16 protein-coding genes and 4 pseudogenes are annotated in these 24,570 nt (G+C 62.3%); 4 read left to right on the forward strand and 16 right to left on the reverse strand.

Annotated elements, in window-relative coordinates; translation table 11 throughout:
* Positions 1–291 precede the first annotated feature (291 nt).
* Positions 292–1,236, reverse strand: a complete 945-nt coding sequence (locus JWR98_RS22155) for an EamA family transporter (RefSeq protein WP_205491201.1) — start codon at positions 1,234–1,236, stop codon at positions 292–294.
* A gap of 352 nt (positions 1,237–1,588) precedes the next feature.
* Between JWR98_RS22155 and JWR98_RS22160 the strand changes: the two are divergent.
* Positions 1,589–2,106 (forward strand): annotated as a pseudogene (locus tag JWR98_RS22160) (GNAT family N-acetyltransferase).
* Between the two features lie 42 nt (positions 2,107–2,148).
* Here the strand turns inward: JWR98_RS22160 and JWR98_RS22165 are convergent.
* The 3 genes and pseudogenes from JWR98_RS22165 to JWR98_RS22170 all read right to left on the reverse strand — a co-directional run bounded on the left by JWR98_RS22165 (position 2,149) and on the right by JWR98_RS22170 (position 3,548).
* Positions 2,149–2,652: a zinc ribbon domain-containing protein gene (locus JWR98_RS22165; RefSeq protein WP_078733371.1), complete on the reverse strand. Its 504-nt coding sequence runs from the start codon at positions 2,650–2,652 to the stop codon at positions 2,149–2,151.
* Positions 2,653–2,833: 181 nt separating this feature from the next.
* Positions 2,834–3,016: pseudogene (locus JWR98_RS29590) on the reverse strand (hypothetical protein); the annotation flags it as partial.
* A 40-nt stretch (positions 3,017–3,056) separates the two neighbouring features.
* A complete protein-coding gene (locus JWR98_RS22170) occupies positions 3,057–3,548 on the reverse strand; it encodes an Lrp/AsnC family transcriptional regulator (RefSeq protein WP_003174200.1) in 492 nt (163 codons plus the stop codon).
* Positions 3,549–3,669: 121 nt separating this feature from the next.
* Between JWR98_RS22170 and JWR98_RS22175 the strand changes: the two genes are divergently transcribed.
* Both JWR98_RS22175 and JWR98_RS22180 read left to right on the forward strand, forming a co-directional pair.
* Positions 3,670–4,707, forward strand: coding sequence for a histone deacetylase family protein (locus tag JWR98_RS22175; RefSeq protein WP_205491203.1), 1,038 nt, complete (start codon positions 3,670–3,672; stop codon positions 4,705–4,707).
* A 61-nt stretch (positions 4,708–4,768) separates the two neighbouring features.
* Positions 4,769–6,159 (forward strand): annotated as a pseudogene (locus tag JWR98_RS22180) (amino acid permease).
* Here the strand turns inward: JWR98_RS22180 and JWR98_RS22185 are convergent.
* Positions 6,156–8,726 carry an autotransporter family protein gene (locus JWR98_RS22185; RefSeq protein ID WP_205491205.1) on the reverse strand — a complete coding sequence of 857 codons (2,571 nt, stop codon included), beginning with the start codon at positions 8,724–8,726 and terminating at the stop codon, positions 6,156–6,158. The pseudogene JWR98_RS22180 and the gene JWR98_RS22185 sit on opposite strands and share 4 nt — an antisense overlap.
* Positions 8,727–9,137: 411 nt before the next feature.
* Between JWR98_RS22185 and JWR98_RS22190 the strand changes: the two genes are divergently transcribed.
* Positions 9,138–9,392 (forward strand): hypothetical protein, encoded by a 255-nt coding sequence (locus tag JWR98_RS22190; protein ID WP_078733367.1) that lies wholly within the window; start codon positions 9,138–9,140, stop codon positions 9,390–9,392.
* A gap of 42 nt (positions 9,393–9,434) precedes the next feature.
* Here JWR98_RS22190 and JWR98_RS22195 read toward each other — a convergent pair whose 3' ends face one another.
* The 11 genes and pseudogenes from JWR98_RS22195 to glgA form a co-directional block, all read right to left on the reverse strand.
* A complete protein-coding gene (locus JWR98_RS22195; RefSeq protein ID WP_205491207.1) occupies positions 9,435–10,196 on the reverse strand; it encodes a PIG-L deacetylase family protein in 762 nt (253 codons plus the stop codon).
* A gap of 177 nt (positions 10,197–10,373) precedes the next feature.
* Complete coding sequence (locus JWR98_RS22200) at positions 10,374–11,033, reverse strand: glycosyltransferase family 2 protein (RefSeq protein WP_078733365.1); 660 nt, start codon at positions 11,031–11,033, stop codon at positions 10,374–10,376.
* The gene (locus JWR98_RS22205; RefSeq protein WP_205491209.1) at positions 11,030–11,629 is read right to left on the reverse strand and encodes an SAM-dependent methyltransferase; all 600 of its coding nucleotides are present in this window, start codon (positions 11,627–11,629) and stop codon (positions 11,030–11,032) included. Before JWR98_RS22205 ends, JWR98_RS22200 begins: the two co-directional genes overlap by 4 nt.
* Positions 11,626–12,384: a PIG-L deacetylase family protein gene (locus JWR98_RS22210; protein WP_078733363.1), complete on the reverse strand. Its 759-nt coding sequence runs from the start codon at positions 12,382–12,384 to the stop codon at positions 11,626–11,628. Before JWR98_RS22210 ends, JWR98_RS22205 begins: the two co-directional genes overlap by 4 nt.
* A complete protein-coding gene (locus JWR98_RS22215; protein ID WP_078733362.1) occupies positions 12,381–13,379 on the reverse strand; it encodes an acyl-CoA dehydrogenase family protein in 999 nt (332 codons plus the stop codon). The genes JWR98_RS22210 and JWR98_RS22215 overlap by 4 nt, the downstream gene beginning before the upstream one ends.
* Before the next feature lies 1 nt (position 13,380).
* Complete coding sequence (gene glgX, locus JWR98_RS22220; protein WP_003174188.1) at positions 13,381–15,540, reverse strand: glycogen debranching protein GlgX; 2,160 nt, start codon at positions 15,538–15,540, stop codon at positions 13,381–13,383.
* 133 nt (positions 15,541–15,673) lie between these two features.
* Positions 15,674–15,940, reverse strand: a complete 267-nt coding sequence (locus JWR98_RS22225) for a DUF2934 domain-containing protein (RefSeq protein ID WP_003174187.1) — start codon at positions 15,938–15,940, stop codon at positions 15,674–15,676.
* Between the two features lie 23 nt (positions 15,941–15,963).
* Positions 15,964–18,714: a malto-oligosyltrehalose synthase gene (locus JWR98_RS22230; RefSeq protein ID WP_205491211.1), complete on the reverse strand. Its 2,751-nt coding sequence runs from the start codon at positions 18,712–18,714 to the stop codon at positions 15,964–15,966.
* Positions 18,711–20,795, reverse strand: a complete 2,085-nt coding sequence (gene malQ, locus JWR98_RS22235; protein ID WP_205491212.1) for a 4-alpha-glucanotransferase — start codon at positions 20,793–20,795, stop codon at positions 18,711–18,713. The genes JWR98_RS22230 and malQ overlap by 4 nt, the downstream gene beginning before the upstream one ends.
* Positions 20,792–22,535: pseudogene (treZ, locus tag JWR98_RS22240) on the reverse strand (malto-oligosyltrehalose trehalohydrolase). The gene malQ and the pseudogene treZ overlap by 4 nt, the downstream one beginning before the upstream one ends.
* Positions 22,536–22,554: 19 nt before the next feature.
* Positions 22,555–24,108, reverse strand: coding sequence for a glycogen synthase GlgA (gene glgA / locus JWR98_RS22245; protein WP_078733358.1), 1,554 nt, complete (start codon positions 24,106–24,108; stop codon positions 22,555–22,557).
* Between the last annotated feature and the right edge of the window lie 462 nt (positions 24,109–24,570).

The following is a 24,570-nucleotide window of genomic DNA, read 5'->3' on the forward strand; positions in this document are numbered from 1 at the left end:
TCAAAGGTGTTGACACGCCCGAAAAAATCACGCAAGACGCTTTCAACGTCCGGCGCCTTGCATCCATGGGGGGGCCAGGACCAGACTGGCGATGACCGGAATCAAGACACGGCCCCATCAACCTGGGCTATCACAAAACAAACCATCTGCACTCCCTCGCGCTGTGTATTCAGGCGAGGGACTTTGCAGAGGTTTTCAGGGCGGGGGAGTAGAGCTTATCCGGCGCTTATGTGGGAGGTTTCGACAGCTATGGTGCTGGATATAAATGAACCTTCGTTGCTATATCGAGATTCACGTCACCTTAACCTTGACGGGCGCCCGGGCAGACTTGCGATAAGTCAGCAGTACGATTCCCGTCACCACAATGACCCCTCCGATCATCTGCCCGACGCTAAGCAGTTGGTCGAGCACGATCCAGCCCATCAACAACGTCGCCAGCGGCTCAATGTTCATGACCGGGGCATTGCGCGGCATATCCAGGCGAGGCACCGACATGAATAACACGATAAAGGCTGTGCCATAGAGCACCATCAACGTGGCTAGTGCCAGCCAGCCGGTCGCGGTTGCCGGCGGGTTAAGACCGCCGGGAAGGGCGCCACTCAGGCCCGCGAGGTTGACGCTGCTGAACACGATGAAAATCGTCAGCAGGCTGCGCACCGAACCGCGTACCTGGGACAGTTTATGGTCGGTGATCCACAGCGCGCCCGCGAATACAAAGGCAGCGCAGAGGGCGAGGCTGACGCCGATCAGCCATTGCGGGCCAAGGCTCGTATCGCTTGAAAGACGCCCAGGTACGTCCAGCACAAATACCAGCCCCGCCAGAATCAAGCCCATCAGTAAGGCGGTGCGGGCCGTGGGGCGGGGGCCACCCAATGCCCAGGTGAGCAGTGCCAGCAAGATCGGAAAAACATTGGCCACCAGCAACGCCAGCGCGACCGGCACGCGGGCCACGGCGGAGTAGAGACACAGGCTTTGAGCGGCGATGAGCAGGCCCAGCAGCACTTGCCAGCGCCAGGCACCGCGCGGCAGGCGCAGACTTTGGCGTTGCCACAACACCAACCCGGCCAGTACCAGCAACGTCCCCCCGGAGCGCAGCACAATGGCCAGCAATACCCCGGCGCCATCGTCGAAGGCGACGCGCGCGGCGACGTGATTGCCGGCGAAGGCGCAGCCCATGCAGAGCAGTATCAACACGGCAATAGGACGGGGAAATAGAGCGGGGGCAGGGGGTGTCATGGAAAAGGACTCGCGCAGTGGGCCACATCATCGAGGATGGGGAATTATTTTTATGTTGTCGTACAACATTGGGGGTATTTGTAGCGTGTTTGAGTCGCGGGGGCAAGGAAGGACTTTGATCGGTTAGCTTTATATATGACGGATTTTTTACGTGATTTTCCGAGTTTTTGAGCGATTTCTTTGGCACGGACAGATGAGGTTAACTCGATTTTTAATTAAGAGGTCGTATGACTTGCTCCATCGTGGAGAAGGCGCGGCGGTGATCATGTGCTTGATTCAGTCTGCGAATATCAACGGTCATGAACGGTTGGGATACTTAATGCGTATCCAGCGTACGAACAAGGAGTCCGCCATGATTCGCCAGGCATTACCCGCCGACGCAACGGCCATCGCTCAGGTGCATATCAGCAGTTGGCAAGCGGCATATCGTGACCTGATGCCTGCCGAATACTTGAGTTCATTGGACGCGACCCTGGCTCAGCGTGAATCGTCCTGGAATCGCGCGATTGAATCGCGCGAGTGCCACGTCTGGGTCGCGGAGCGCAGCAACCAGATCGTCGGCTGGATATCGGTTGGAGCCAGCCGTGACGACGATGCGGCTGGGAGAAACGCGGGTGAAGTCACGGCCCTCTACGTATTAGCCCACCACTGGCAAGCTGGCGTCGGGCTGGCTTTGTGGAACGCTGGCCTGCAGTACTTGAAGGAACAGGGCTATCAATGTTTGACGCTTTGGGTCTTGACCGGTAATGCGCGAGCTATCCGATTTTATCGCAGGGCAGGGTGTGTCGAGGACACAGGCAGTGAGCGCACCCTGCGCAGGGTGGTGTGACACTGGGGGAGGTGAGGTATGGGTTGCCCCTTGTCCGATGATGTCGGCGCGCTGGATCGCAATGATCTCAGCGCGCTTTTTCGCTATCTGCACACGGTCCGCCATGTCACCAGTCCATCAAGCCCATGTTCAGACTTCAAGTAATTGAGCACGTTCTGCGCCTCGGCCTTTTCTTCAAACGGGCCTGCGAAAAGATGAGGTGGCTCATCAAGGACGGTCGGTATGTCGATGCGTGCCATCTGTGCCGCCATTCGTTCAAACGCTTCATCACTCTCGGCAGTCATGCGCGCTACCCAGCCGCTGCGATCTCTAAGGGCAATCGGCTCAACTTGCGCGCCACAGTGCTTGCAGCTCAAAGCTACTGTCTTGATAGGTTGATTACAGGCGGGGCAGGGGCGCAGGTCTTCGTGCACCAAGGCGTCAACACCGGTTTTGGCCAACCGTGGCATTAACAATACGGCGATCAGCGCCAAGCCTGGAAGGAAGAGTGCGATTGCAAACCATCTGGGGCCTGAGCGCCCGCGTTTGCTTGCAATGTAAGTGGTATAGGCCGTGAGAATGAGCCAGAGGGGGAGCGGAATGCTCATTGAACTTCCTTGTTTGAGAGTCGGGTAGTGCGTCCGCTCGAATGGGCAGCGTTGCCACGACGCGACAGGGGGCACGATGATGCACGCTCAAGTGGAAATTATCGAGTCGTGTTCCTGACCGCGCAGGATCTGTTTGCTGGCGACGCCGGCATGTTCAACGGCTTGTTCGACGTGCACCGCGATCCCAATCGGTGCCAGGGTTGTAGGCGCGCGGCAGGTCCAGGTGATGGTCGTCCTGGCCGATAATGGCGGAGCCCCAGAAGTAGTTGGTCTTGTCCTTCTGGTTCGAGTAGCCAAGGGTGAGGGTGGTGTCTTCGCCCAGGTCGGCTTCGGTGACGGCGTAGAACAGGCCGTGATAGTCCTGGGCTCGGCAGGCTTTTAGCCACCCGCCAAGCGGGGCAGCGTTAATCGCGCTGTGGAATCGCCACCCGACTCGTCGCTTTCACCTCGCGCAACGCCAGGCTGGACTGGATCGAGGCAATGCCCAATTGGCGCCGCAGCACGCTCTCGACAAACTCGCTGTAGCTGTCCAGATCCTCGGCCAACACTTGCAACAGGTAGTCCGCATCGCCGGTGATCTTGTGGCACGAGAGCACCTCGGGCAGGTCCTTGACCACCGCTTCGAAGGCATCCGGTGCGTGGTCGGTGTGGATGGCAAAGCGCACGTGCACAAACGCCATGATGTCCAGGCCGAGCATTTTGCGATCGAGGTTGGCCTGGTAGCTCTTGATCACGCCTTCTTCCTCCAGGCGTTTGCGCCGACGCCAGCAGGGCGTGAGGCTCAGGGCCAGGCGCTCACTCAGTTGCGCGTTGGAAATGCTCGCGTCTTCCTGAAGCAAGGCCAGGATGGCGAGATCGGTGTCGTCAAGAACGACCTGCTTGGTTTTATTTTTCATTTATGGCTGCCATATTGGTAAAAACACCCGATAAATCTAGCAGTGCCAGAAGTAAAAGCAAAGAAATCCCCTTGCCGCCAGAACAAAATGACGCTTGTCTTTTACTGGCGGATGCACACCCATGCTGACTGTTTTTAGCGATGACCACCGTTTGCACCACGGCACCGAATTGAAGGACGGTGTGCTCAAACCCTCGTTCGAACAACCGAGCCGTGCCGACACCGTGCGCGACCGCGTCCGGCACGTGGGGCTGGGCGACATCATTGTGCCGCGCGCCTTCGACCGTGCCTGTTATGTCAATGCCCATAGCGAGCGCTATGTCGCCTTCCTCGAAAACGCCTGGGCCGAGTGGACCGCCATCGGCCGCAGCCATGACGCACTGCCGCTGGTGTGGCCGGTACGCGACCTGGCCAACCAGCAGGTGCCGGACTTCATCGACGGCAAGCTGGGCTTTTTTGCCATGGACGCCGGTTCGCCGATCACCGCCACCACCTGGCAGGCGGTGAAGACCAGCGCAGACATCGCGCTCACCGGCCTGGCGCTGATCGGCGAAGGCCACCACAGCGCCTTCGCTCTGTGCCGCCCACCGGGTCACCACGCGGCCCGCGAGTACATGGGCGGTTATTGCTACCTCAACAACGCTGCGATTGCCGCGCAGCAGTCCATTACCCAGGGCGCGAAACGCGTGGCGGTGCTGGATGTGGATTTCCACCATGGCAACGGCACGCAGAATATTTTCTACGACCGTCCGGACGTGCTGTTCATTTCCCTGCATGGCGACCCGGCGGTGTCCTATCCATATTTTTCCGGCGCACGCAGTGAGCAAGGCACAGGCGCCGGTGAGGGTTTCAACCTGAATTACCCGCTGCCCAAAAACACCACGTGGGACCACTACCACACCGCCCTGGCCGATGCGTGCCGGCAATTAAGAAGTTTTGCCCCCGAAGTGCTGGTGATCTCCCTGGGCGTGGACACCTTCAAGGACGACCCCATCAGCCACTTCCTGCTCGACAGCGAAGACTTCATCGGCATGGGCCAGATCATCGCCAGCGTGGGCGTGCCGACGCTGTTCGTGATGGAAGGCGGCTACATGGTCGATGAGATCGGCATCAACGCCGTCAACGTGCTGCACGGTTTCGAAAGCAAGGCCACCCGATAACAACAAACGCTCTACCGCCTTTTTTCTGCCAAAACTCAAAAACATAACAAGAGGTTTTGTGATGAAAACAACCACGCCCGGGCTTTATGAAAAGCCTGCGTTGCAACGCACCCTGAGCAACCGCCACATCCAATTGATGGCCATGGGCGGTGCGATCGGCACCGGCCTGTTCATGGGCTCCGGCAAGATCATCGCGCTGTCCGGCACCTCAATCATCCTGATCTACATGATCATCGGCCTGTTCGTGTATTTCGTGATGCGCGCCATGGGTGAGCTGCTGCTCTCCAACCTTAACTTCAAGAGCTTTGCTGACTTTGCCGGCGCATACCTGGGGCCGCGCGCGGCGTTCTTTCTTGGCTGGTCGTACTGGTTGAGCTGGAGCGTGGCGGTGGTGGGGGATGCGGTGGTGGTCGGCGAATTCTTCCAGTACTGGTTTCCCGACGTCCCGGCGTGGATGCCCGCCGTGGGCATGCTAATGACGCTGTTCGCGTTGAATGTGCTCACCGTCAGGTTGTTCGGTGAAGTCGAGTTCTGGTTCGCGATAATCAAGATCATCGCCGTGCTGACGCTGATCGGCGTGAGTGTGGTGCTGATCGCCAGTTCCTTTGTGTCACCCACCGGGGTGACCGCTTCGTTGGGCCATCTGCTGGATAAACAGGCGGCGTTCCCCAATGGCCTGTTCGGCTTTTTTGCCGGGTTCCAGATGGCGATCTTTTCGTTCGCCGGTACCGAACTGATCGGCACCGCCGCCGCCGAAACCCGCGCGCCGGAGAGAACCTTGCCCAAGGCGATCAACTCGATTCCGCTGCGCATCATCCTGTTCTACGTATTGGCCCTGGCGTGCATCATCGCCGTGACCTCATGGCAGCAGGTGTCGCCGAGCAAGAGCCCGTTCGTTGAGTTGTTCCTGGTGGCAGGCTTTCCGGCCGCGGCGGGGATCGTCAATTTCGTGGTGCTGACCTCGGCGGCGTCGTCGGCCAACAGCGGGGTGTTTTCCGCCAGCCGCATGTTGTTCGGCCTGGCGACCTGGGAGATGCGCCGGGAATATTCCGGCGTCTGTCGCACAGCAGCGTGCCGTTTATCAGCCTGGCGTTTACCACCCTGTTGATGGTGCTCGGCCTGGTGCTGCTGTTTGTGGTGCCGGAGGTGATGACCGCCTTCACCATCGTGTCGACGGTGTCGGCGATCCTGGTGATTTTTACCTGGTCGACCATCCTCGCGTCCTACATCGCCTACCGTAAGAAGCGCCCGGACCTGCACGCTGCATCGGTCTACAAAATGCCGGGCGGTGTTCCTATGGCCTGGTTCAGCCTGGCGTTCCTCGCGTTTGTGCTGTGCTTGCTGGCGTTGCGGCCGGACACACGCCTGGCGCTGTGCGTGATGCCGGCCTGGTTTATCTGGCTGGCGATTGCCTTCCGGTTTTCACGCTTCAAGGCCATCGGCGCGGGCTAGAACTCCATCCTCAGGCCAAGTGTGCCTTGACGGCCGTTGAACGTGTTGCTGTCCAGGTTGCGGTTATAGCCGACCTCGCTGTAGACGCTGACCCCGGTGGCGACCTGCAACGTGGCTCCGACACTCAACCCCAGCGTGGTGGACTTCTGCTCGGTGTCGATGTCCGTCACGTCGTTGAAGGTGACGGTGTTTTGCCCGGCGCTGGTGTGCCACACGTTGGCACGTAGATAAGGTTCAAACGGCATGCCGCGCACTTGATACTCGCCGCGCAAGCGAACGCCCAGGCGCGTGGTTATGTTGGTGTTGGCATCGTATGAAACGTCCGAGATACCATCGTTTTGACTGTCCAGGTGGCTCTTGCTGGCGATCAACTGGGCCTGGGGTTCCAGGACTAAGTTCGGGGTGATTTTGAAAGGCCAGCCCGCTTCGATGGAGGCGGCAAGGTTATGGCCACGGGTCTTCACCTTCACACCACGGTCCGACTCATTGTTGCCGTTGAAGCGCGTGCCCATCAGCACCAGGTCCACGTAAGCCTGGTTGGCGCCGATCAGCGTCCAGTAAACCCCCAGGCTGTCGCCGCGCAGGGTGGTCGTGCCGGCGTCCTTGTCCTGCCAGCCCTCGTTGAAGCCTTTGACATTGCCCCTCAGGCGGCTATGGCCGACGAAAAATCCCAGGCGTTGCAGCAGGCCATTGTCCAGAGTGCCGGCGTACACATCGCTGCCCACCTGGAAGCCGGTCACCGAGCTGCGCAGTGTCGGGTTCACCGTACCGGCGGAACCCTGGCTGCTGCTGCTGCCATAGACGCGACCCCAACCCGCTGGAAATGCGCCGGTGTGCTGTTGCTGGCGCTGATCGCCCATGCGCTCGTGATAGGTGCCCAGCATGCCCTGCACGATCTGTTTCGCGGCCGGGAACAGTGCGGCATACACTGGCACTTCCGGACGGTAGATCGGAATAGGAGTAATGCCTGGGTTTGGCGGCAGTGGCGGGGTGCCTACGACGGGCTCGGGCAATTGGACGGGCGGGTTCTCGGGTTCGGGCAACGGCGTAACCGGTATTGTGGAGCGCAGGTAGTAATTGTGTTCCGTACCGGCCGTGACACCGCCTTTGAACAGAAAGTACTCAAATGCCCCGACGGACACGGGCGCGTCGAGGGTAAAGGCACTGGCACTGCTGGTGGCGCCGTTGAGGGCTTGCACGACCTGGATACCGTCCTGCAGTGTCTCGGCACCGGCACCGCCGGCATTGGTGACGATGATGCTGGTAGAGCCCGTCATGGTGCCCTGACTGACCACCAGTTTGTCGCTGGGTGAGCCGTCGCTGCCGAGCTGGGTGTCCAGTTTGAGTCGCGCACCGTCGCCGGTGTAGTTGCCGTTGATGGTCAGGGTGTCGTGGGGGCCGTTACTGCTGCCGGTCATATCGATCAGGCCACGGTTGTTGACGTTGACCAACTGGCCGGGGTTAAACGCCTCGATTACGCCGGTAGTGACCAGCAGTTCACTCGTACCATCGAGGCTCAATGTGCCGGTCCCGGTGTCACTGTCACCGAGCTTGAGCGTACCGCCCAGGCTCAGTTGCGCGCCGTTGTCCATCTGGATGTTTTCCCAGTTGGCAAACAGGCCTGGGTCGTTGGCCTTGGTGTTGTCCAGGGTCAGCTTGTCGTTGCCTGGGCCGCCATCGATCAGGGTTGTCGCTGCCAATTGGGTATTCACCAGATTTTGCAGCAACGCCGTATCGTCACCCGCGCCGGCCAGCACGAAGGAGTGCAGGTTGCCGCCCGTCCAGTTGAATACGTCGTTGCCGAAGCTGAGCAGGATTTGCCCGTTGACGGTGCCGCCGGTGATGGTCACTGCATCATCACCGCCGCTGACGCTGATATTGCCCCCGATGAAACTGGAGCCCGACACGATGATGGTGTCTTTTCCGAAGCCGGTCACCAGGTTGCCGATGATTTCTCCGCCGCGCATATCGAACAGGTTGTCGTCGAGTTTCATGTCCACTCGGCCGATACGGCCGCCGGTCATCAGCGCGTGGTCGCCATCTAAGAAAGCGCCGGTGATCTCGCCGGCGTTCATCACAAAATCGTCCAGCCCATCGCCCTGCGCCAGGGACGCGATGGTGCCGCCGCTCATGGCGAATTTGTCGATGCCGCTGCCCTGGCTCACCGCGCCGATGCTGCCACCGCTGATTTGCACAATGTCCGTACCGGCACCCTGGATCAACGCGTCGGTGATCGTGCCGTTGTTCATCTGGAAAATATTCGCGCCGTCGCCCTGGTCCAGCGTGCCATCGATGCGCATGCTGGTGCTGGTATCGAGGAACGTGACGACATCATTGCCCGCACCGAAGCTGGCATTGCCGGTGACAGTGCCGGTGCCGCTCATGGTCAGTGTGTTGTTGCCGCCGCTGTCGGTAAAACCGGCGGCAGTGCCGCTGTTGCAGGTGTAGGTGTCGTCACCGGCGGTGGGGGCGATGGCGCAGGCCGCGTAGCTGACCTGAGCCCAGGGCGCCAGGGCCGCCGAGCAGGCAAAACCCAGGTAAAGCAAAGGTGATAACCGTGTGTGCATGATCCGTCCTCGACTAACGGGAAGGGTGCCCCGGCACCTGCAACAACAGGCGCGGGCCAGACCATGACAACGTGATGCGCGATACGGATCAGGGACTACGGGTTACCTGCATCTGAAAACACCGGCCAATGCAAAGGGTTGGCATGGCTTTCTCGACTGCACATGAGCCCGTGCAGCGCTTTTTAGACGCTAGCACACATCCTGCAGAGCGCTACTGTCAGAAATAACAGGTAGGTACGAGTGGTTCGCGGTGTTGCATTGACTATGCTGAACAGGCTGGGAACGAAGCGGTAGTGGATGAAAGTAGAGGGTCGAGGCCAATGGGCTTCATGGCGTGGCCGTCAGGTGATCCCGTGGTCGGTGTGCCCGGCGAACGGCTGAGACAGCCACCCACCTACGAGGAGAACGACTGTGAACGTTCAAACAGCACGTGTGTTACCCGTTGCCCTAGTGTTGATGATGGCGCCTGCCCTGAGCTGGGCGGCCAACTTCGATTGTGCCGTGTATGACATGACAATCAATAACGGGCAGGGAGCTGAAGCCAGGCAAGCGGATGACAGCATAGAAGCGTCAGACGTTGACGAAGCAGTAGCACAGATGCGCAAAAGGGAGGATTGGCAGGACGCAGACAAATACATCGTCAAATGCAGGCCGGTAGAAGAGTAAATGCAAGGCAGTTGGGAGCTACTTATTGTGCTCCCTTCAGCCCTACACAAACACAACCTCATACGGCTCACGCATACGCTCCAGCAGCACCTGCGCCAGTATCGGCGCCAGGCCGATCTCGGGGTCGCCCATCAGTTGGGTGGCGTAGGCGTGGGCCGCATGAAGCTTGCGCGCCACGCCCCAGGTGTTCAGGCGTACCTTGCGTGCGCGATGCCAGGGGAACACGGCTCCTTCGCGGGCGGGCCAGTGCCAGGCCCAGATCGGCACCTCATACAACTGCGCGCCGACCAGGCTGCACGCCTTGGCGCTGGCGCGGCCGACGGCGTCGTGGTCGCCATTGCCGTCGTTACGCCAGGTGGTAAACACCACATCGGCCGGTTGCAGATACCGCGCGATAAATTGGCTCAGTTGCGGCTCGCGGGCCGCCAGGGCGTTATCGCAAAAACCACCGCGGATCCATTTCAGGCTGTGCAAGGGCATGCCCAGCCGGCGCAGCGCTTCGGCACTTTCCTGGGGCCGAACCACGCTCAAGCGGCTGGCCGGCCAGGTGTGAGAGCCGGGATGGCTGGCACTGCCGTCGGTGATCGAGATCAGTTGCAGTGGATGCTCCAGGGTGCTGAGCAATTGCAACAGGCCGCCGCAGGCCAGCACTTCATCGCCGGGGTGCGGCGCGATGATGACCACGCGCGCGCCCGGAGGCACCAGCGAGGTGGCAGTGATCGGCGGGATTTGCGCCAGTTGCGGCGCGCTGTTCCAGATTTGCGTGGGGCCGCGACGACCTTCGCTTAAGCAGGCAGGCTTCATGGGGTATCACGTCCTTGTCGATTGAGGCGGGGTCGTGCCCGATAACGGGACGACTCTCTTTTATTCACCACAGGCTCCGCCGTGGTGCTGCGTGACCATTCAATCTTGAATGATCAGCAAGGCGTCATGAGCATAGACAAGGATTGAAGGTTTTCACATTTCGCCCCTTGGTTTTTTTCAGGTCGCGCACACCAGGCTCTTCAAAAAGTCGCCGAAGCCACCCTGGGCGCGGGCCTGCAGACGTGCGCTGGTGACGACTTGCGGGCGGTGACTCCAGGCGATGGACGCGCCGCAGCGTTCAAGGTCGCGCACCAGTTGCACATCCTCGTGGCAGGCCAGCGGCTCGAAGCCCCCGGCGCGTATGTAGGCAGCTGCGCTCACTCCCAGGTTGGCGCCGTGGATATGCCGATGCCCGTCCCGCGCCGCGTATCCCTGGTGATAGCGAATCTGCGCCGGCGTGTCGAAATCCTCACTCCAGGCATCGACGGTGACGGTGCCGCATACGACATCCGCCTCCAACGCAAGCTGTGCCACCAGCCAGTCGGGAGAGACCCGGCTGTCGGCATCGGTACAGGCGATCCAGCGTGCGCCCGCATTGAGCAGGTGACGCGCGCCCACGCCACGCGCATGCCCGACATTGCGCGCTTGCACGTCCAGGCACTGCACCGGGTAGGCGCTGGCGATGACCGCGCTGGCGTCGCTGCAACTGTCGAGTACCACCAGGATCTGTACCGCTTCGCCATGCAGGTCCGGGTGGCTGGCCGCGACCAGTGCGGCGTCCAGGCACTCGGCCAACAATGCCTCTTCGTTGTGCACCGGGATCAGAATGCCGATCATCGCAGACCCTCCAGGCAGGCGACCGAGGTACCATCACGGCTCCACAGATCGAGGAGGAAATCAGGGTCATGGTGGCCGGCGAGCCGCGTCATGCCCAGGCGCTGTCCCAGCAGGGCATGCACCTGTTCGGCGGTTTGAGGGCAGCCCTCGATGGGCGCACGCCAATGGCAGGCCAACACCTGGCCATCGGCGCTCAGCGCGCTGAGGGCGCGGGTGATCAAACGGCCCAGGTCATCGGCGTCAAGGTAGTAACACAGCTCACTCAATACGATCAGGTCGAACTGGCCCTCGGGCCATTGTTCGGGTAGCCGACTCTGCCGCACCTGGGCATGGGGGAAACCCAGCAGGCGTTTACGCGCCAGGCTCACGGCCGCCGCGGCGGTGTCGCAACACAGCAGACGATCACAGCGTGGCGCCAGTTCGGCGCTCAGTTCGCCATTGGCACACCCCGGTTCGAAGATCGAGGCATAACGCGGTCGGGTCAGCAACGCCAGGGTCAATGCGCGTTTGCGCCGTTCGTACCAGCGTTGGCGGAAGGCCCATGGATCATCGTTGCCGGCAAACAGTCGGTCGAAATAGGGCGTGGCCACACTCATACAAATACCACCTCAAAAGGTTGCAGCAAGCGTTCCACCACATAGGGCGCAAGCACCGGCGCCAGGCCGATTTGCGGGTCGCCTTCCAGCTGGCTGGCGAAGGCATGGATGGCATGGCGCTTGCGGGCGACGGCTTCGCAGGTCAGGGGGATTTTACGCGCGCGGTGCCACGGCACCAGGCAGTCCTCGGGGGTTGCCCAGTGCCAGGTCCACACCGGCAACTCATACAACGCGGCGCCTACCGCCTGCGCCGCCTTGGCGCTGGCACGGCCGACGGCTTCGTGGTCGCAGTGACCGTCCTCGCGCCAGGTGGTAAACACCACATCGGTGGGCTTGAGGTAGCGCTGGATAAACTCCACCAACTGCGCTTCACGGTCGGCGACGTGGCTGTCGGCAAACCCCGCGCGCAGCCATTTCAGGCTGTGCAGCGGCAGACCCAGTCGATGCAGGGCCTGCGCCGACTCCTGCGGACGCACCACGCTCAAGCGTTCCACCGGCCAACGACGCGAACCGGGGTGGCTGGCGCTGCCATCGGTGACCGAAATCAGTTGCATCGGCCGACCCAGCGTGGCCAAGCCTTGCAACAGGCCACCACAGCCCAGCACTTCATCATCCGGGTGTGGCGCGACAATCACCGCGCGATGGCCCTCGGGCACCAACTGTTCAACGCTGATCAGCGGCAACTCGGCCATGCGCGACGACGCTTGCCAGCGGTGCAACGGCGTGCCCTGGCCGACGATCGGGTTGGGTTTCATAGTTGCCACCTCCCTGCGGGTTCGCCGGCAACCAGCTCGCCGAGACCGGCAAGATCGCGTTCGGCATGGCTTTGGCGCACATACACCGGCAAGTCCGCCATCAGTTGGGCAAAGTGTCGGTCCTTGCAAAAAGGCCCGGCACCGAGCGCCCGGCCCACATGGTGGATCACCTGTTCTACGCACTCTTCGACGCAGGCCCGTGTGCGTTGGGCCAGTAGCCGGGCGTCAGCGGTGGGCGCACGGTCGATGTGTGCGGCACTGTGGCGCAATGCACAGGCAGCGGCGTACAGCGCGCTGTCCACGGCGCCCAAGTGGGCGAGAGCATGCGGTTCCGGGCGTTGGTTGCACTGCTCGCGCAGCGCCTCTGCCAGGCGTTGCGCCGCGCCGTACCAGCACGCCGCGATGCCGATGCCGCCTTGCCAGAAACCGGGGCGGCCAAGGTAGGCGCCAGGGCCGCCGACGGCAACCCCGTGCGCGTCGTCGAACAGGACCTCGACGCTGCCGGTCGCCGCCATGCCGACTGCGCTCCAGCCTTCATCCGTCACCCTGACCCCCGGCTGCTGCATCGGCACCGCCACCAGTTGCTGACGGTCTTCTTCATCCCAGGCCGTCAACAACCCGTGGCTGACCACCGCCGCGCCCGAGCACCAAGCCTTGCGCCCGGTCACCCGCACGCGCTCGCCCTGGCGCTGCACGCACACCTTGGCCGTCGGCGGTTCGGCGGCCCACATGCCCCAGGTACTGCCCAACGGCGGTAGTGGGCTGTGCAGCTCGGCGATGATCGCCAGTGCATCAGTGTGGCCTTCGAACAACTTGCACAAGCGCAGGTCGTGCGCGGCCACCTGCGCCAACCGACTGAACCGTGCCAACGTCTCGCCGCTGCCGGGCAGCGGCAAGTGGTCCAGGCCTTCGGCCTGGAGCGCCTTCAGTGCCTCGCCAAGGGCGTGCGTGTCCGCGTAGTCCCGGTGGTGTTGAAGGCATCCCTGCTGGTCCATTTCACGCCTCGTCTTCGCGCTGCAGTTCAAACAGCAACAGCGAGCGGCCGGTGACGGCGTATTCGTGATCGAAATCAAAGCGCTCCTGGCCGCGCACCGCCGGGTCGTTGGTATCGAGCATGCAGGTCCAGAATTCACCCTGGGGCACGGGTGGCAGACGGAAATTGACCATGTCGTGATGGGCGTTCACCACCAGCAGCAAGGTGGCGTCGGCACCGGCACGGCGAATCCCGGTTTCCTGGGCGCGGCCATCCATCAGCATGCCCAGGCAGCGCCCGTGGCTGTCCTCCCATTGCTCGGTGGTCATTTCGTTGCCATCCGGCGCCAGCCAGGTCACGTCCTTCACGCCGATGTCTTCGTTGTAGTCGCCCACCAGGAAGCGCCCGCGACGCAGGATCGGGTAGGCCAGGCGCAGTTTGATCAAGCGCTTCACAAACTTGAGCAGCGACTTGCCGTCTTCATCCAGGTCCCAGTTGACCCAGCCGATCTCGCTGTCCTGGCAATACGCATTGTTGTTGCCGTGCTGGGTGCGAGCGAATTCGTCGCCGGCCACGATCATCGGCGTGCCCTGGGCCAATAGCAGCGTGGCGAAGAAGTTGCGCATCTGGCGCAGGCGCAGCGCGTTGATTTGCGGGTCGTCGGTCGGGCCTTCGACGCCGTGGTTCCAGGACAGGTTGTTGTTGCTGCCGTCCTGGTTGTTCTCGTCGTTGTCTTCGTTGTGCTTGTCGTTGTACGACACCAGGTCGTGCAGGGTGAAACCGTCATGGGCGGTGATGAAGTTCACCGAGCTGTACGGCCGACGGCCGCGATGATTGAACATCTCACCCGAGGCGGTCATGCGCCCGGCGAAGTCGGCCAACTGGCCGTCGTCGCCTTTCCAGAACGCGCGCACGGTGTCGCGGAAACGGTCGTTCCACTCCACCCAGCCCGGCGGGAAATTGCCCACCTGATAGCCGCCCGGGCCACAGTCCCAGGGTTCGGCAATCAGTTTGAGCTGGCGCAGCACCGGGTCCTGGCGGCAGGCGACGAGGAAGCTGTGACGCTCGTCGAAGCCGTCGCGGTAGCGGCCGAGAATGGTAGCCAGGTCGAAGCGGAAGCCATCGACATGCATTTCGTTGGCCCAGTAACGCAGGGAGTCGGTGACCATCTGCAGCACGCAGGGGTGGCTCAGGTCGAGGGTGTTGCCGGTGCCGGAATCGTTGATGTAAAAGCGCTTGTCGTCGGGCATCAGGCGGTAGTACGAGGCGTTGTCGATGCCACGCATCGACAGGGTCGGGCCTCGCTCGTTGCCTTCGGCGGTGTGGTTGTAGACCACGTCAAGGATCACTTCGAGCTTTTGCTCATGCAGATGCGCGACCATCTCCTTGAACTCGGCGATCTTGCCGCTGGCCAGGTAGCGTGGGTCGGGAGCGAAAAACGCGATGCTGTTGTAGCCCCAATAGTTGGTCATGCCTTTTTCCAGCAGATGCTGGTCATTGACGAAGGCATGCACCGGCAACAGCTCCACCGAAGAAATACCCAACTGGCGGATATGCTTGAGCACGTCGTCTTCCATCAGCCCGGCGCAGGTGCCGCGCACCGATTCGCCGACTGAGGGGTGACGCATGCTGATGCCGCGCAGGTGGGTTTCGTAGATGATCGTGCGGTCCCACGGCACCCGCACCGGTTGGTCGTTGCCCCAGGTGTGCGCCGGGTCGATGACCTTGCACTTGGGCACGAAGGGCGCGCTGTCGCGTTCGTCGAAACTGAGGTCGTCGTCGGGGTGGCCGATGGTGTAGCCGAACAGCGCCTCGGACCATTTCAACTCACCGACCAATTGCTTGGCATAGGGGTCGATCAGCAGTTTGTTGTGGTTGAAGCGATGACCGTTGGCCGGGTCATAGGGACCGTACACACGGTAGCCGTAAATCAGCCCTGGGTGGGCGTCAGGCAAATAACCGTGGAAGATTTCGTCGGTGTATTCGGGCAGTTCGATACGTTCAAGCTCGACTTCGCCCGAGTCATCGAACAGGCACAGCTCCACCTTGGTGGCGTTGGCCGAGAACAGTGCAAAGTTGACGCCCAGGCCGTCCCAGGTGGCGCCAAGAGGGAAGGGCAAACCTTCACGAATCCGCGACGGCTCATTGCCCGGCGTCGATGGGGTCTTATGGGGTTTGCTCATGAATGTTGCTCCTGCAAGGGTATTTTCTTCAGGCCGAACGCGGCCGTGCCGACGGAATTTCAGCGCACAAGGATCAAAAGTGAGGTCACCCCCTGCCGGCAGCGCCGGAAGGAGGCTCAGGTCGTGAGGGTGCTCAGGGTTTGGGCTTTTTCGGCGCCGCCGGTTTTTTCGCCGGTGGCGGGGCCGGTTTGCTGGCCGCCGCGGGTTTGGCTTTGGCTGCCGCAGGCTTGGGCGCGGTCTTCGGCTTGGCGGCCGGTTTAGGCTTGGTCGGCGTCAGCGCTTCGGATTCGGCCAGCTTGCGCGCCATCTCCCAGTGGCGTGCATCCTCTCCATGGGGTTTGCCTTCCGACTCCCAGATCTGATGCGCCAGTTCGCGTATGCGTTTGTCTTCAGTACTCATCACAATGCTCCTCACAGAGAATTTCAGCTTTCTTGATCATCAGGATTGATAAAGACATTGACCGGGAAATCCCCCAGGGCAGTGCTGATCAACAGCTCCTTGTCTGGTGTGACTGCACCTGTGTGAAAAAGTCCCTTCCAGTGTTGAGTTGGTGCGGCGAACGGTAATTTGAGCCGGGTATCGCCCCAAACCTGCGCAGTGATGCGCGGATGCACACCGTTTGCAAGCAGGCGGTGGGGCCAGCGCGGCGCCACCACCAGCAGCCGTTTGCCCTGGTGTTCACGGCAGAACGCAACCACGTGTTCGGCGTGTTGGCCGACCACCTCCAGCGGCGTATAGGCGCCGTTGCGAAACAGCCCGGGATGGGCCTTGCGCAAGGCCAGCACCTGGGCAATCAAGGCCTGTTTGATGCGCCCGTCGTGCCAGTTGAATAACAGCTCACCGAGGTCTGGTGGCGTGTTCAACGCGTGTTGCCGCGCGTTGAAATCCACCGGACGCCGGTTGTCCGGGTCCACCAGACTGAAGTCCCAGTACTCAGCGCCCTGGTACAGGTCGGGTACACCCGGCACGGTCATGCGAAGCAAGGATTGCGCCAGCCCATTGAGCGCGCCGGCCGGGGCGATCGCCTGGGCGGCAGCGGCGAGAGCCGTGCGCAACGGCTGGCCCTCGGCGCTGAGCAGCAGGCGCGACAGGAAGCGTTCGACGCCCTGTTCGTAGGCTTCGTTGGGCGCGCTCCAGCTGCTTTGCAACTTGGCTTCGCGCAGGGCTTTCTGTTGCCACTGCCAGAGGCGTTGCTGGTAACCCGTGAAGTCGTCGGTCAGGTCCAGCGGCCAACTGCCCAGCAGCACCTGATAGAGGATCAGTTCATCGCCGGCCGACGGCGCGCTCGCCTCCTCGCGCAACGCTTGGGCAAGGGTGCGCCAGTGCTCAACCTGCTCGGCGTACCACGGTGCGCATTCACTGAGCACCGCCAGGCGCGCACGGCTGTCTTCGCCGCGCTTGTGGTCATGGGTGGCGGTGGCCAGCAGGTTGTCGGGGAACGCCTTCAAGCGTTGCTGATTGACTGCGTGGAACTCGGCCAGCGGCGCGCTGAACTGTTCGGTGCAAAAGCCCACGTCGTTGCGCGACAGCAGCACCGCCGAGCGATAGAACGCGGTGTCTTCCACCGCCTTGGCGGCGGCGGGCGAGGTCAGTTGCTGGAAGCGCACACAGGCATGCTTGAGCATCTTGCGTTCGCGCCCCACCGGGCGGTTGCGCCAGGGCTGGCCGCCGAGCCATTGTTCCAGGTGGTCAAGCACCGGCCAATCGCCTTCGTTCAAGGTGCCGCGCGCACCTTCGAGCGCTTGCCGGAAGACCTTGTCGTCATCGGCGCTGCGGCCGCGCGCACTGATATAGGTGCGGTACACCGGAAAGTGCACGATCAGCTCCTGCAAGGCGCGGCGGATCGCGCCCAGGGTCAGGTCGCGGGTCATCACGTCATCGCGGGCCACCTGCAGCAGCGCCTGTGCCACGCTTTCGAAGTCGCCGCCCAACGAACCATTGAGGATTTGCTGACGCGCCAGTCGGGCTTCTTCGATAAAGGCCGAGGGCCGTTCGCTGTGGCGCGTCCACAGGTCAGCCAGTGGGGCAAAACCGTCCGGGTGGTGTTGCAGCAAGGACAGCTGGTTCATGAATTCGTAGCCGGTGGTACCGTCCACTTGCCAGTCTTCACGCAGGGTCTCGCCTTCGCCGAGGATTTTTTCGACAAAGATCGGCAAATGCCGTTCGGGCGAGAGGGAATCCACCCGGCGTCGCAGCTTGCGGCAGTAACCACGCGGGTCGGCCAGGCCGTCGATATGGTCGATGCGCAGGCCATCCACCAGGCCCTGGCTGATCAGCTCGAAGATTTTGCCATGGGTGGCTTCGAACACGGCGCTGCGTTCCACGCGCAAGCCGCCCAGTTCGTTGACGTCGAAGAAGCGCCGCCAGTTGATATCGTCCGCCGCCGTGCGCCAGCTGGCCAGGCGGTAGCTCTGTTGCTCCAACAGATGATGCAGGCGCTGGAAACCTTCCGGCTGACGGCCATCGAACGCGGCCAAGCGCTGCTCGATGGCCGGCAACACCTCGGTGGCACGTTCGGCCAGGGCCTGTTTGAGCCAGGCGGCTTCGGCATAGGCATCGTCTTGATAGGCGAGGGCCGCGAACCGATCGGCCAGGGGTTTGAGCGATTCGTCGCTGCCCAGGATCAAGGCGTAATCCCGTGGACATATCGGGAATCGGTGCTCGTAATGGTCAACGTGGAACGCGCCTTGGGCGGCATCGAATTTCAGGCTCAGCGTGCCGCTTTGCAGGGCTTCGCCGTAGTCGCTGCCCAGGAACGGCATCAACAGTTGGCCCTTGAGCAGCGGGTCGGGGGAGTGCCACTGGATGTCGAAAAATTCGCTGTACGGGCTCAAGCGCCCCCATTCCAGCAGGTCCAGCCACCAAGGGTTATCGGCGCCGCCCACGGCCATGTGGTTGGAGACGATATCGAGGATCAACCCCATGTCATGTTCACGCAGCGTTGCGACCAGGCGCCGCAATGCCGCCTCGCCGCCCAGTTCCGGATTGACGCGGGTGGGGTCGACCACGTCGTAGCCGTGCATGGAGCCCACGCGGGCGCTGAGCAACGGTGATGCGTACAGGTGGCTGATGCCCAGGCGGGCAAAGTACGGCACCAGCGGCACCGCATCGTCGAGGGTGAAACCTTTATGGAATTGCAGGCGCTGGGTGGCGCGCAGGGGCAGTGCGTTCATCGGTCACGCTCATAGGCTTGGTTGCGCGCGACGGCCAGCAGTTCGAGGCGGCGCGCGGCGCCGGCGTTGTCGAGCAGGCTGGAGGCCTCGCCCGCCAGGCGCCGGCGCCAATTGGGATGGGTATCGGTGGTGCCGGGCAGGTTGGCTTGTTCTTCCACACCCAGGGCATCCTCCAACGGCAACAGCACCAGCGGCGCACGGGTGTGGCCCAGGTAGCGCACGCTGGCGTCGATCATGTGGTCGGTTTCGTTACGGATTTCATCGACGAAGTTCTGCGGGTCCTGGCTCAAGGCCTGGCGCAGCGCCTGGCGTTCGCGCAGGCGGTGCTCGCTCCATTGCTCCACGGTGGGTGCATCGATCAGGCCGAGCTGGATGTTCCAGTCGATATCGCGGCTGTGCCACCAACCGTTGAGTGTCGGTAAATCGTGGGTACTGGTGGTGGCCAGGGCGTTGTCCGGCCAATCGAGGATCGGCTTGAACTGGCCATCGTGGCCTTGTTCGAACAGCAGCACGCGCATGCCCAGGATCGAACGACTGCTGAGTTTTTCGCGCAGGCCGTCCGGCACCGTGCCCAGGTCTTCGCCCAGGACGATGGCCTGGTGACGATGGGACTCCAGGGCCAGCAGCCGCAGCAGGTCATCTACCGGGTAATACAGGTAGGCGCCTTCGCGGGGCGAGGCCCCCATGGGGATCACCCACAGGCGTTGCAGGCCCATGACGTGGTCGATGCGCAACCCCCCGGCGTGGGCGAAGTTGGCCCGCAGCATTTCAATGAAGGCGCGAAAGCCATTGCGCTTGAGGCCCTCGGGCGAAAACGCGGAGATGCCCCAGCCTTGGCCGGCGCGGTTGAGAATGTCCGGTGGCGCGCCCACGGTCAGGTCGGCCAGCAGTTCATCCTGGCGGCTCCAGGCCTGGCTGCCGCCACCGTCGGCGCCCACGGCCAGGTCGGCGATCAGGCCGACGCCCATGCCGCTGCCCTTGGCCGCTTGTTGGGCGCGTTCGAGACAACGGGCGATCAGCCATTGGGTGAAGGCGAAATAGCCAATCTCGTCGCGGTTGGCTTCGGCGAACCGCGCCAGTGCGGGGCTCTGTGGGGTGCGCCATTCCTCGGGCCAGTGACGCCAGTCGAGGTCTTCGCCCGCCGCCGCGCGTGCGGTTTGAATGGCTTCGAAGCGGCAGTGGTTTTCCAGGGCTTCACCGCCGGCCTGGCGGAAGCTCAGGAAGTCGGCATGTTGTGGGTGATGACCGTGGCGGAAATCTTCATACAAGGCGCGCATCAGGCGTTGCTTGGCCGCGGCGGCGGCAGGCCAGTCGATGAGGCTGTGTTGTTCCAGGGTATGCAACTCGTCCGTCAGGCCCAGGGTGTCGATGGCGTTGCGCACTTCGCGCTCGCCGAGGATGCACGCGGGCGAGGCATACAGGCTGTTGAGAAACAAGCGGCTGGATGGCGAATACGGACTGTAGCGCCCGGTGTCGGCGCTGAACATCGCGTGCATCGGGCTGATCGCCAGGGCATCGGCCCCGCGTTCGGCAGCGGCGCGTACCAAGTGCTCCAGGGCCAGGGTATCGCCGAAGCCGCCATCGCCCAGGCGGCGCAGCGAGTAGAGTTGGGCACTCAGGCCCCAGGCGCGGGCGGGGTTGCTGTCGACCGCTTCGGCCACGCTGTAGCAGTGGGTGGGGGCGACGGCGAGGGTGAAGGTCTGGTCGTTGATGTGCACCTGGTGGTAGCCGAGGGCGATCACGCCGGGCATGACCGCGTTATCGTCCAGCCGCAGTTCCAGGGTTTCGCCGTTTTCCAGGCAGACCCGGCACAGGGTGTCGGGCTCGAAATAGTGCGCCAGGTCAAGGCCATGACCGCTGTCGACGGTCATCAGGGGCGGCAGGTGTTTGTCCTGTTGCGCCAGCTCCAGTTCGCGCAGGCTGGCGTCGATCTCGGCATCGGTATCGGCCGGGTGGCCGAGGCCTTTGAGGACCGCGCGCAGGGCATCGGGTGTCACACGTTGCGGGCGGCCGTTGGCGTCGATCCAGTCGACCGCCAGGCCCGCTCGGCTGGCGAGAGTTTCCAGGTTCGCTTCGCTCAAGAGTGCTCTCCAACAGGGGATAGGGTGACGCGTGCGCTGTAGGGCGGCAGTTGCGCGCCTTGCTCGGCAGGCGTCTGAAACACAACTGCGCCGGGCGCTGGCTGCTCGAGGGCCGCGGGGCTGAGGTTAAGGTCGACCTGCAACTGGCTGCCGTTGCCCAGGCGCCAGCGCGCACTGACCGCGCCCTGCGCCAGGACCTGGGCACCCAATGCCACGCTGCCGGGCAAGTAGGGCACGATGTGCTGGTGACGCAGGCTCAGCAGGTGGCGGTAAAGCTGTGTGTGTTCGTTGTCGGCAAACACCGGGCATGACTGCTTGAAGGTCGCCAGGGCATTGGGATCGGGAATGCGTTCGCGTCGCTCGGGGTCATGGAACGCGGCGAAGTCGGCAAACTCATTGCGCCGCCTTCGCGTACCGCTTCGGCCAGTTCACCGTGGTGATCGGTAAAAAACAGGAAGGGCTCACTGGCGTTGACCTCATCGCCCATGAACATCAGGGGGATCATGGGTGACATCAACAACAGCGTGGTCGCAGCCTTGAGCGCGGCGGGCGAGCAGAGCTGATGCAGGCGTTCGCCGAGGGCGCGGTTGCCGATCTGATCGTGGTTCTGCAAAAAGGCCACGAAGGCCGTGGGCGGCAATGACCCGCTGGGTTCGCCACGGGCATGGCCATGGCGGGTGGCGTCGCCCTGGTAGATAAATCCTTCGCCCAGGCAGCGTGCCAGTTTGGCGGTAGGGTCTTGGGCAAAGTCGGCGTAATAGGCATCCGTTTCGCCGGTGAGCAATACGTGCAATACGTTGTGGAAGTCGTCGTTCCACTGCGCGTCGAAGTCATGCGTCAACAGACTGGCCTGGTTCAGCTCGTTTTCCAGCACCAGCCAGACATGCCGGCCGATGTCGGCCTGCTGACGCATCCGATGCGCCAACTGCTGCAGGAAATCGGGATTGTCGATCGCGTGCACGGCGTCCAGGCGCAAGCCGTCGAAGCGGTACTCCAACAGCCACATCAAGGCGTTATCGAGAAAGAAATCGCGCACCTCGCGGCGGTTGAAGTCGATGCCCGCGCCCCAGGGCGTGTGCACGTCTTCCTGGAAGAACCCTTGGGCGTACTGGCCCAGGTAATTGCCGTCCGGCCCGAAGTGGTTGTAGACCACGTCGAGGATCACCGCCAGACCATGGCCGTGGGCGCTGTCGATCAGGTGCTTGAGTTGTTCCGGCGTGCCGTAGGAGGACTGCGGTGCGTAGGGCAGAACCCCGTCGTAGCCCCAGTTGCGTTCGCCCGGGAACTGCGCCAACGGCATCAGTTCGATTGCGGTAACGCCCAGCTCGGCCAGGCGTGGCAGGTGTTTCTCGACTTCGGCGTAGCCCCCCAGCGCGCCGACGTGCAGTTCATAGATGACCGCCTCGTGCCACGGGCGCCTTGCCAGTTGGCGTGTTGCCAGGTGTAGGCGAGCGGGTCGACCACCAGGCTCCAGCCATGCACGTCCGAGGCCTGCGCCCGGGACGCGGGATCGGGGACATCCTTTTCCCCGTCGATGTTGTAGCGATAGCGGGTACCCGCCGGGCACTTTATTTCGACTTCAAACCAACCATCCGCCTGAGGCAGCATGGCGATGGATCTACCGTCTTCCAATTCAACGCTGACATAAAACGCGTCTGGCGCCCACAAGGCAAAACGCGTGTGTTGCGCGTCCAGCATGATTGCGCCGTGGGGCCAGGTTTCCAGAGTCCGTAACGGCATCTATAGAGACCTCCCTTGATTACTTGGCTTGTTTCCCCAGTGCCTTGGCCACGAGTTGCTCATACAGTTCGGCGTAGGGTTCCACGGCCTGGCTCCAGTTGAAGGGCTGGGTCATGGCGCGGCAACGCATGGCGTTGAGCAAACCGGGGAAGGCAAAGACCTTGAAGGCGCGACTCAGCGCTTCTTCGTAGCTTTGCACCGTGGATTCATTGAACAGGAACCCGGTGACGCCATTTTCGATGGTGTCGGCCAGGCCCCCGGTGTTGCGCGCGACCGGCAGTGAACCGAAGCGTTGCGCGTACATCTGGCTCAAGCCGCAGGGCTCATAACGCGATGGCATCAGGAGGAAGTCGCTGCCGGCGAACATGCGGCGTGCATCGGTCTCGTTGAAGCCGATGCGCACGCCCACCTGGCCCGGATAGCGCAGGGCCAGTTCACGCATGGCTTGCTCTTCTTCCGGCTCGCCACGGCCGATGATCGCGATCTGGCCACCGTTCTCGACGATAAAACCGGCGACCGCTTCGGTCAGGTCCAGGCCCTTCTGGTAAACAAGGCGCGACACCACCGCAAACAGCGGGCCGGTGGAGTCATGCAGACCGAACAGTTCGCGTACATGGGCCGCGTTGACCGCCTTGCCTTCCCAGTCGCCGATATTGAAGTTGTGGATCAGGTGCGAATCGGTGGAGGTTTCCCAGCTTTCGTCGATGCCGTTGGGAATGCCGCTGAGCAGGCCTTGCTGGGTCTTGGCGGCAAGAAAACCATCAAGGCCGCAGCCGAATTCCGGGGTGGTGATTTCCTGGGCGTAGGTGGCGCTCACGGTGGTGATATGGCTGGAGTACGCCATGCCGGCCTTGAGGAACGACATCTTGCCGTAGAACTCCATGCCTTCCTGTTGCAGGGCATGCGGCGGAATCCCCAGTTCCGGCGTCGATGCCAGGCTGACCACGCCCTGATAGGCCAGGTTATGAATGGTGAACAGCGTCGGTGTGCGTGACCCACGCCAGTGCATGTACGCCGGGGCCAGGCCGGCGGGCCAGTCGTGGGCGTGCACCAGGTCCGGGCACCAATGGATCTGCGCCAGGTTGGCGGCGATGTCGGCGGCGGCCAGGCCAAGGCGGGCGAAACGGATATGGTTGTCGGGCCAGTCGCGGCCATTGTTGGCGCCGTAGGGGGTGCCTTCGCGCTCGTACAGCTCGGGGCAGATCAACACATAGATGACCAGGCCGTCTTTGAGGTCCATGCGTCCAATCTTGCACGGCGGCAGTGCGGCGTGGCCACCCAGCTCGCCGATGATATGGATCGGATTGTCGCTTTCCATCACCTGCGGGTAGCCGGGGATCAGCACGCGCACATCATGCAGATGCGCCATGGCGCGGGGCAGGGCGGCGGAAACGTCGCCCAGCCCGCCGGTTTTTACCAGATCGGCAAACTCGGAGGTGACAAACAGCACTTTCTTTCGATTGGGGTTATGACTGGACACCGGCCGCACCGTGTTGAGATCAACCAACGAGGTCGACCCGCCAACTGGCTGAATAACACGTTCTCCCTGAATACTTGCTGCGGCACTGATCATAGTTCTCTCCACGTGTTGGTCGGCTAATGGCCCGCTGCCACTAGCTCCGATGACCGCTTCCTGCGGCCAAGCGCACAGGCGCATTACAAACTGGCAAGGCGTATGCCAGTTGCACGGTTAGCTCAAAAAGATTGGATGGACGGGCATGTAGCGTGTATCGCGGTGTGCTCGCCTTGCCTTAAAACTTGACCTGAGGCCGAGTTGAAAAGTTTAGTTTTTTTGCGGGGTTTTTGTTTTGGAACGGACCCATCGGTCATGAGTCTAGGACAGATCCCAGCGACCGTAGGGTTTATGCGAGATTTTTGTAGGACAAAAAACTTGTAACCGGAGATGCACTGGTTATTAGGAGATTTTTGTGGTGTGCGGGCCTGCGCTGCGTAGGTCTCTACACGACTGCTTGCTGTTGCTGTTGCTGTTGCTCTGGCTTTTGATCTTGATCTCAGGCACACCGAGCCTAAGCGA

Origin of the sequence: Pseudomonas lactucae, from assembly GCF_016937615.1 — a bacterium.
GTDB classification, from domain to species: Bacteria; Pseudomonadota; Gammaproteobacteria; order Pseudomonadales; family Pseudomonadaceae; genus Aquipseudomonas; species Aquipseudomonas lactucae.

Bases quoted from the DNA above. Each gene is read 5' to 3' on its own strand.
- glgA (WP_078733358.1), bottom strand. From the start codon at position 24,108: ATGATCAGTGCCGCAGCAAGTATTCAGGGAGAACGTGTTATTCAGCCA.
- JWR98_RS22170 (WP_003174200.1), bottom strand. From the start codon at position 3,548: ATGAAAAATAAAACCAAGCAGGTCGTTCTTGACGACACCGATCTCGCC.
- JWR98_RS22175 (WP_205491203.1), top strand. From the start codon at position 3,670: ATGCTGACTGTTTTTAGCGATGACCACCGTTTGCACCACGGCACCGAA.
- JWR98_RS22155 (WP_205491201.1), bottom strand. From the start codon at position 1,236: ATGACACCCCCTGCCCCCGCTCTATTTCCCCGTCCTATTGCCGTGTTG.
- JWR98_RS22225 (WP_003174187.1), bottom strand. From the start codon at position 15,940: ATGAGTACTGAAGACAAACGCATACGCGAACTGGCGCATCAGATCTGG.
- JWR98_RS22195 (WP_205491207.1), bottom strand. From the start codon at position 10,196: ATGAAGCCTGCCTGCTTAAGCGAAGGTCGTCGCGGCCCCACGCAAATC.
- glgX (WP_003174188.1), bottom strand. From the start codon at position 15,540: ATGAGCAAACCCCATAAGACCCCATCGACGCCGGGCAATGAGCCGTCG.
- JWR98_RS22210 (WP_078733363.1), bottom strand. From the start codon at position 12,384: ATGAAACCCAACCCGATCGTCGGCCAGGGCACGCCGTTGCACCGCTGG.
- JWR98_RS22205 (WP_205491209.1), bottom strand. From the start codon at position 11,629: ATGAGTGTGGCCACGCCCTATTTCGACCGACTGTTTGCCGGCAACGAT.
- JWR98_RS22185 (WP_205491205.1), bottom strand. From the start codon at position 8,726: ATGCACACACGGTTATCACCTTTGCTTTACCTGGGTTTTGCCTGCTCG.
- JWR98_RS22230 (WP_205491211.1), bottom strand. From the start codon at position 18,714: ATGAACGCACTGCCCCTGCGCGCCACCCAGCGCCTGCAATTCCATAAA.
- JWR98_RS22215 (WP_078733362.1), bottom strand. From the start codon at position 13,379: ATGGACCAGCAGGGATGCCTTCAACACCACCGGGACTACGCGGACACG.
- JWR98_RS22165 (WP_078733371.1), bottom strand. From the start codon at position 2,652: ATGAGCATTCCGCTCCCCCTCTGGCTCATTCTCACGGCCTATACCACT.
- JWR98_RS22200 (WP_078733365.1), bottom strand. From the start codon at position 11,033: ATGATCGGCATTCTGATCCCGGTGCACAACGAAGAGGCATTGTTGGCC.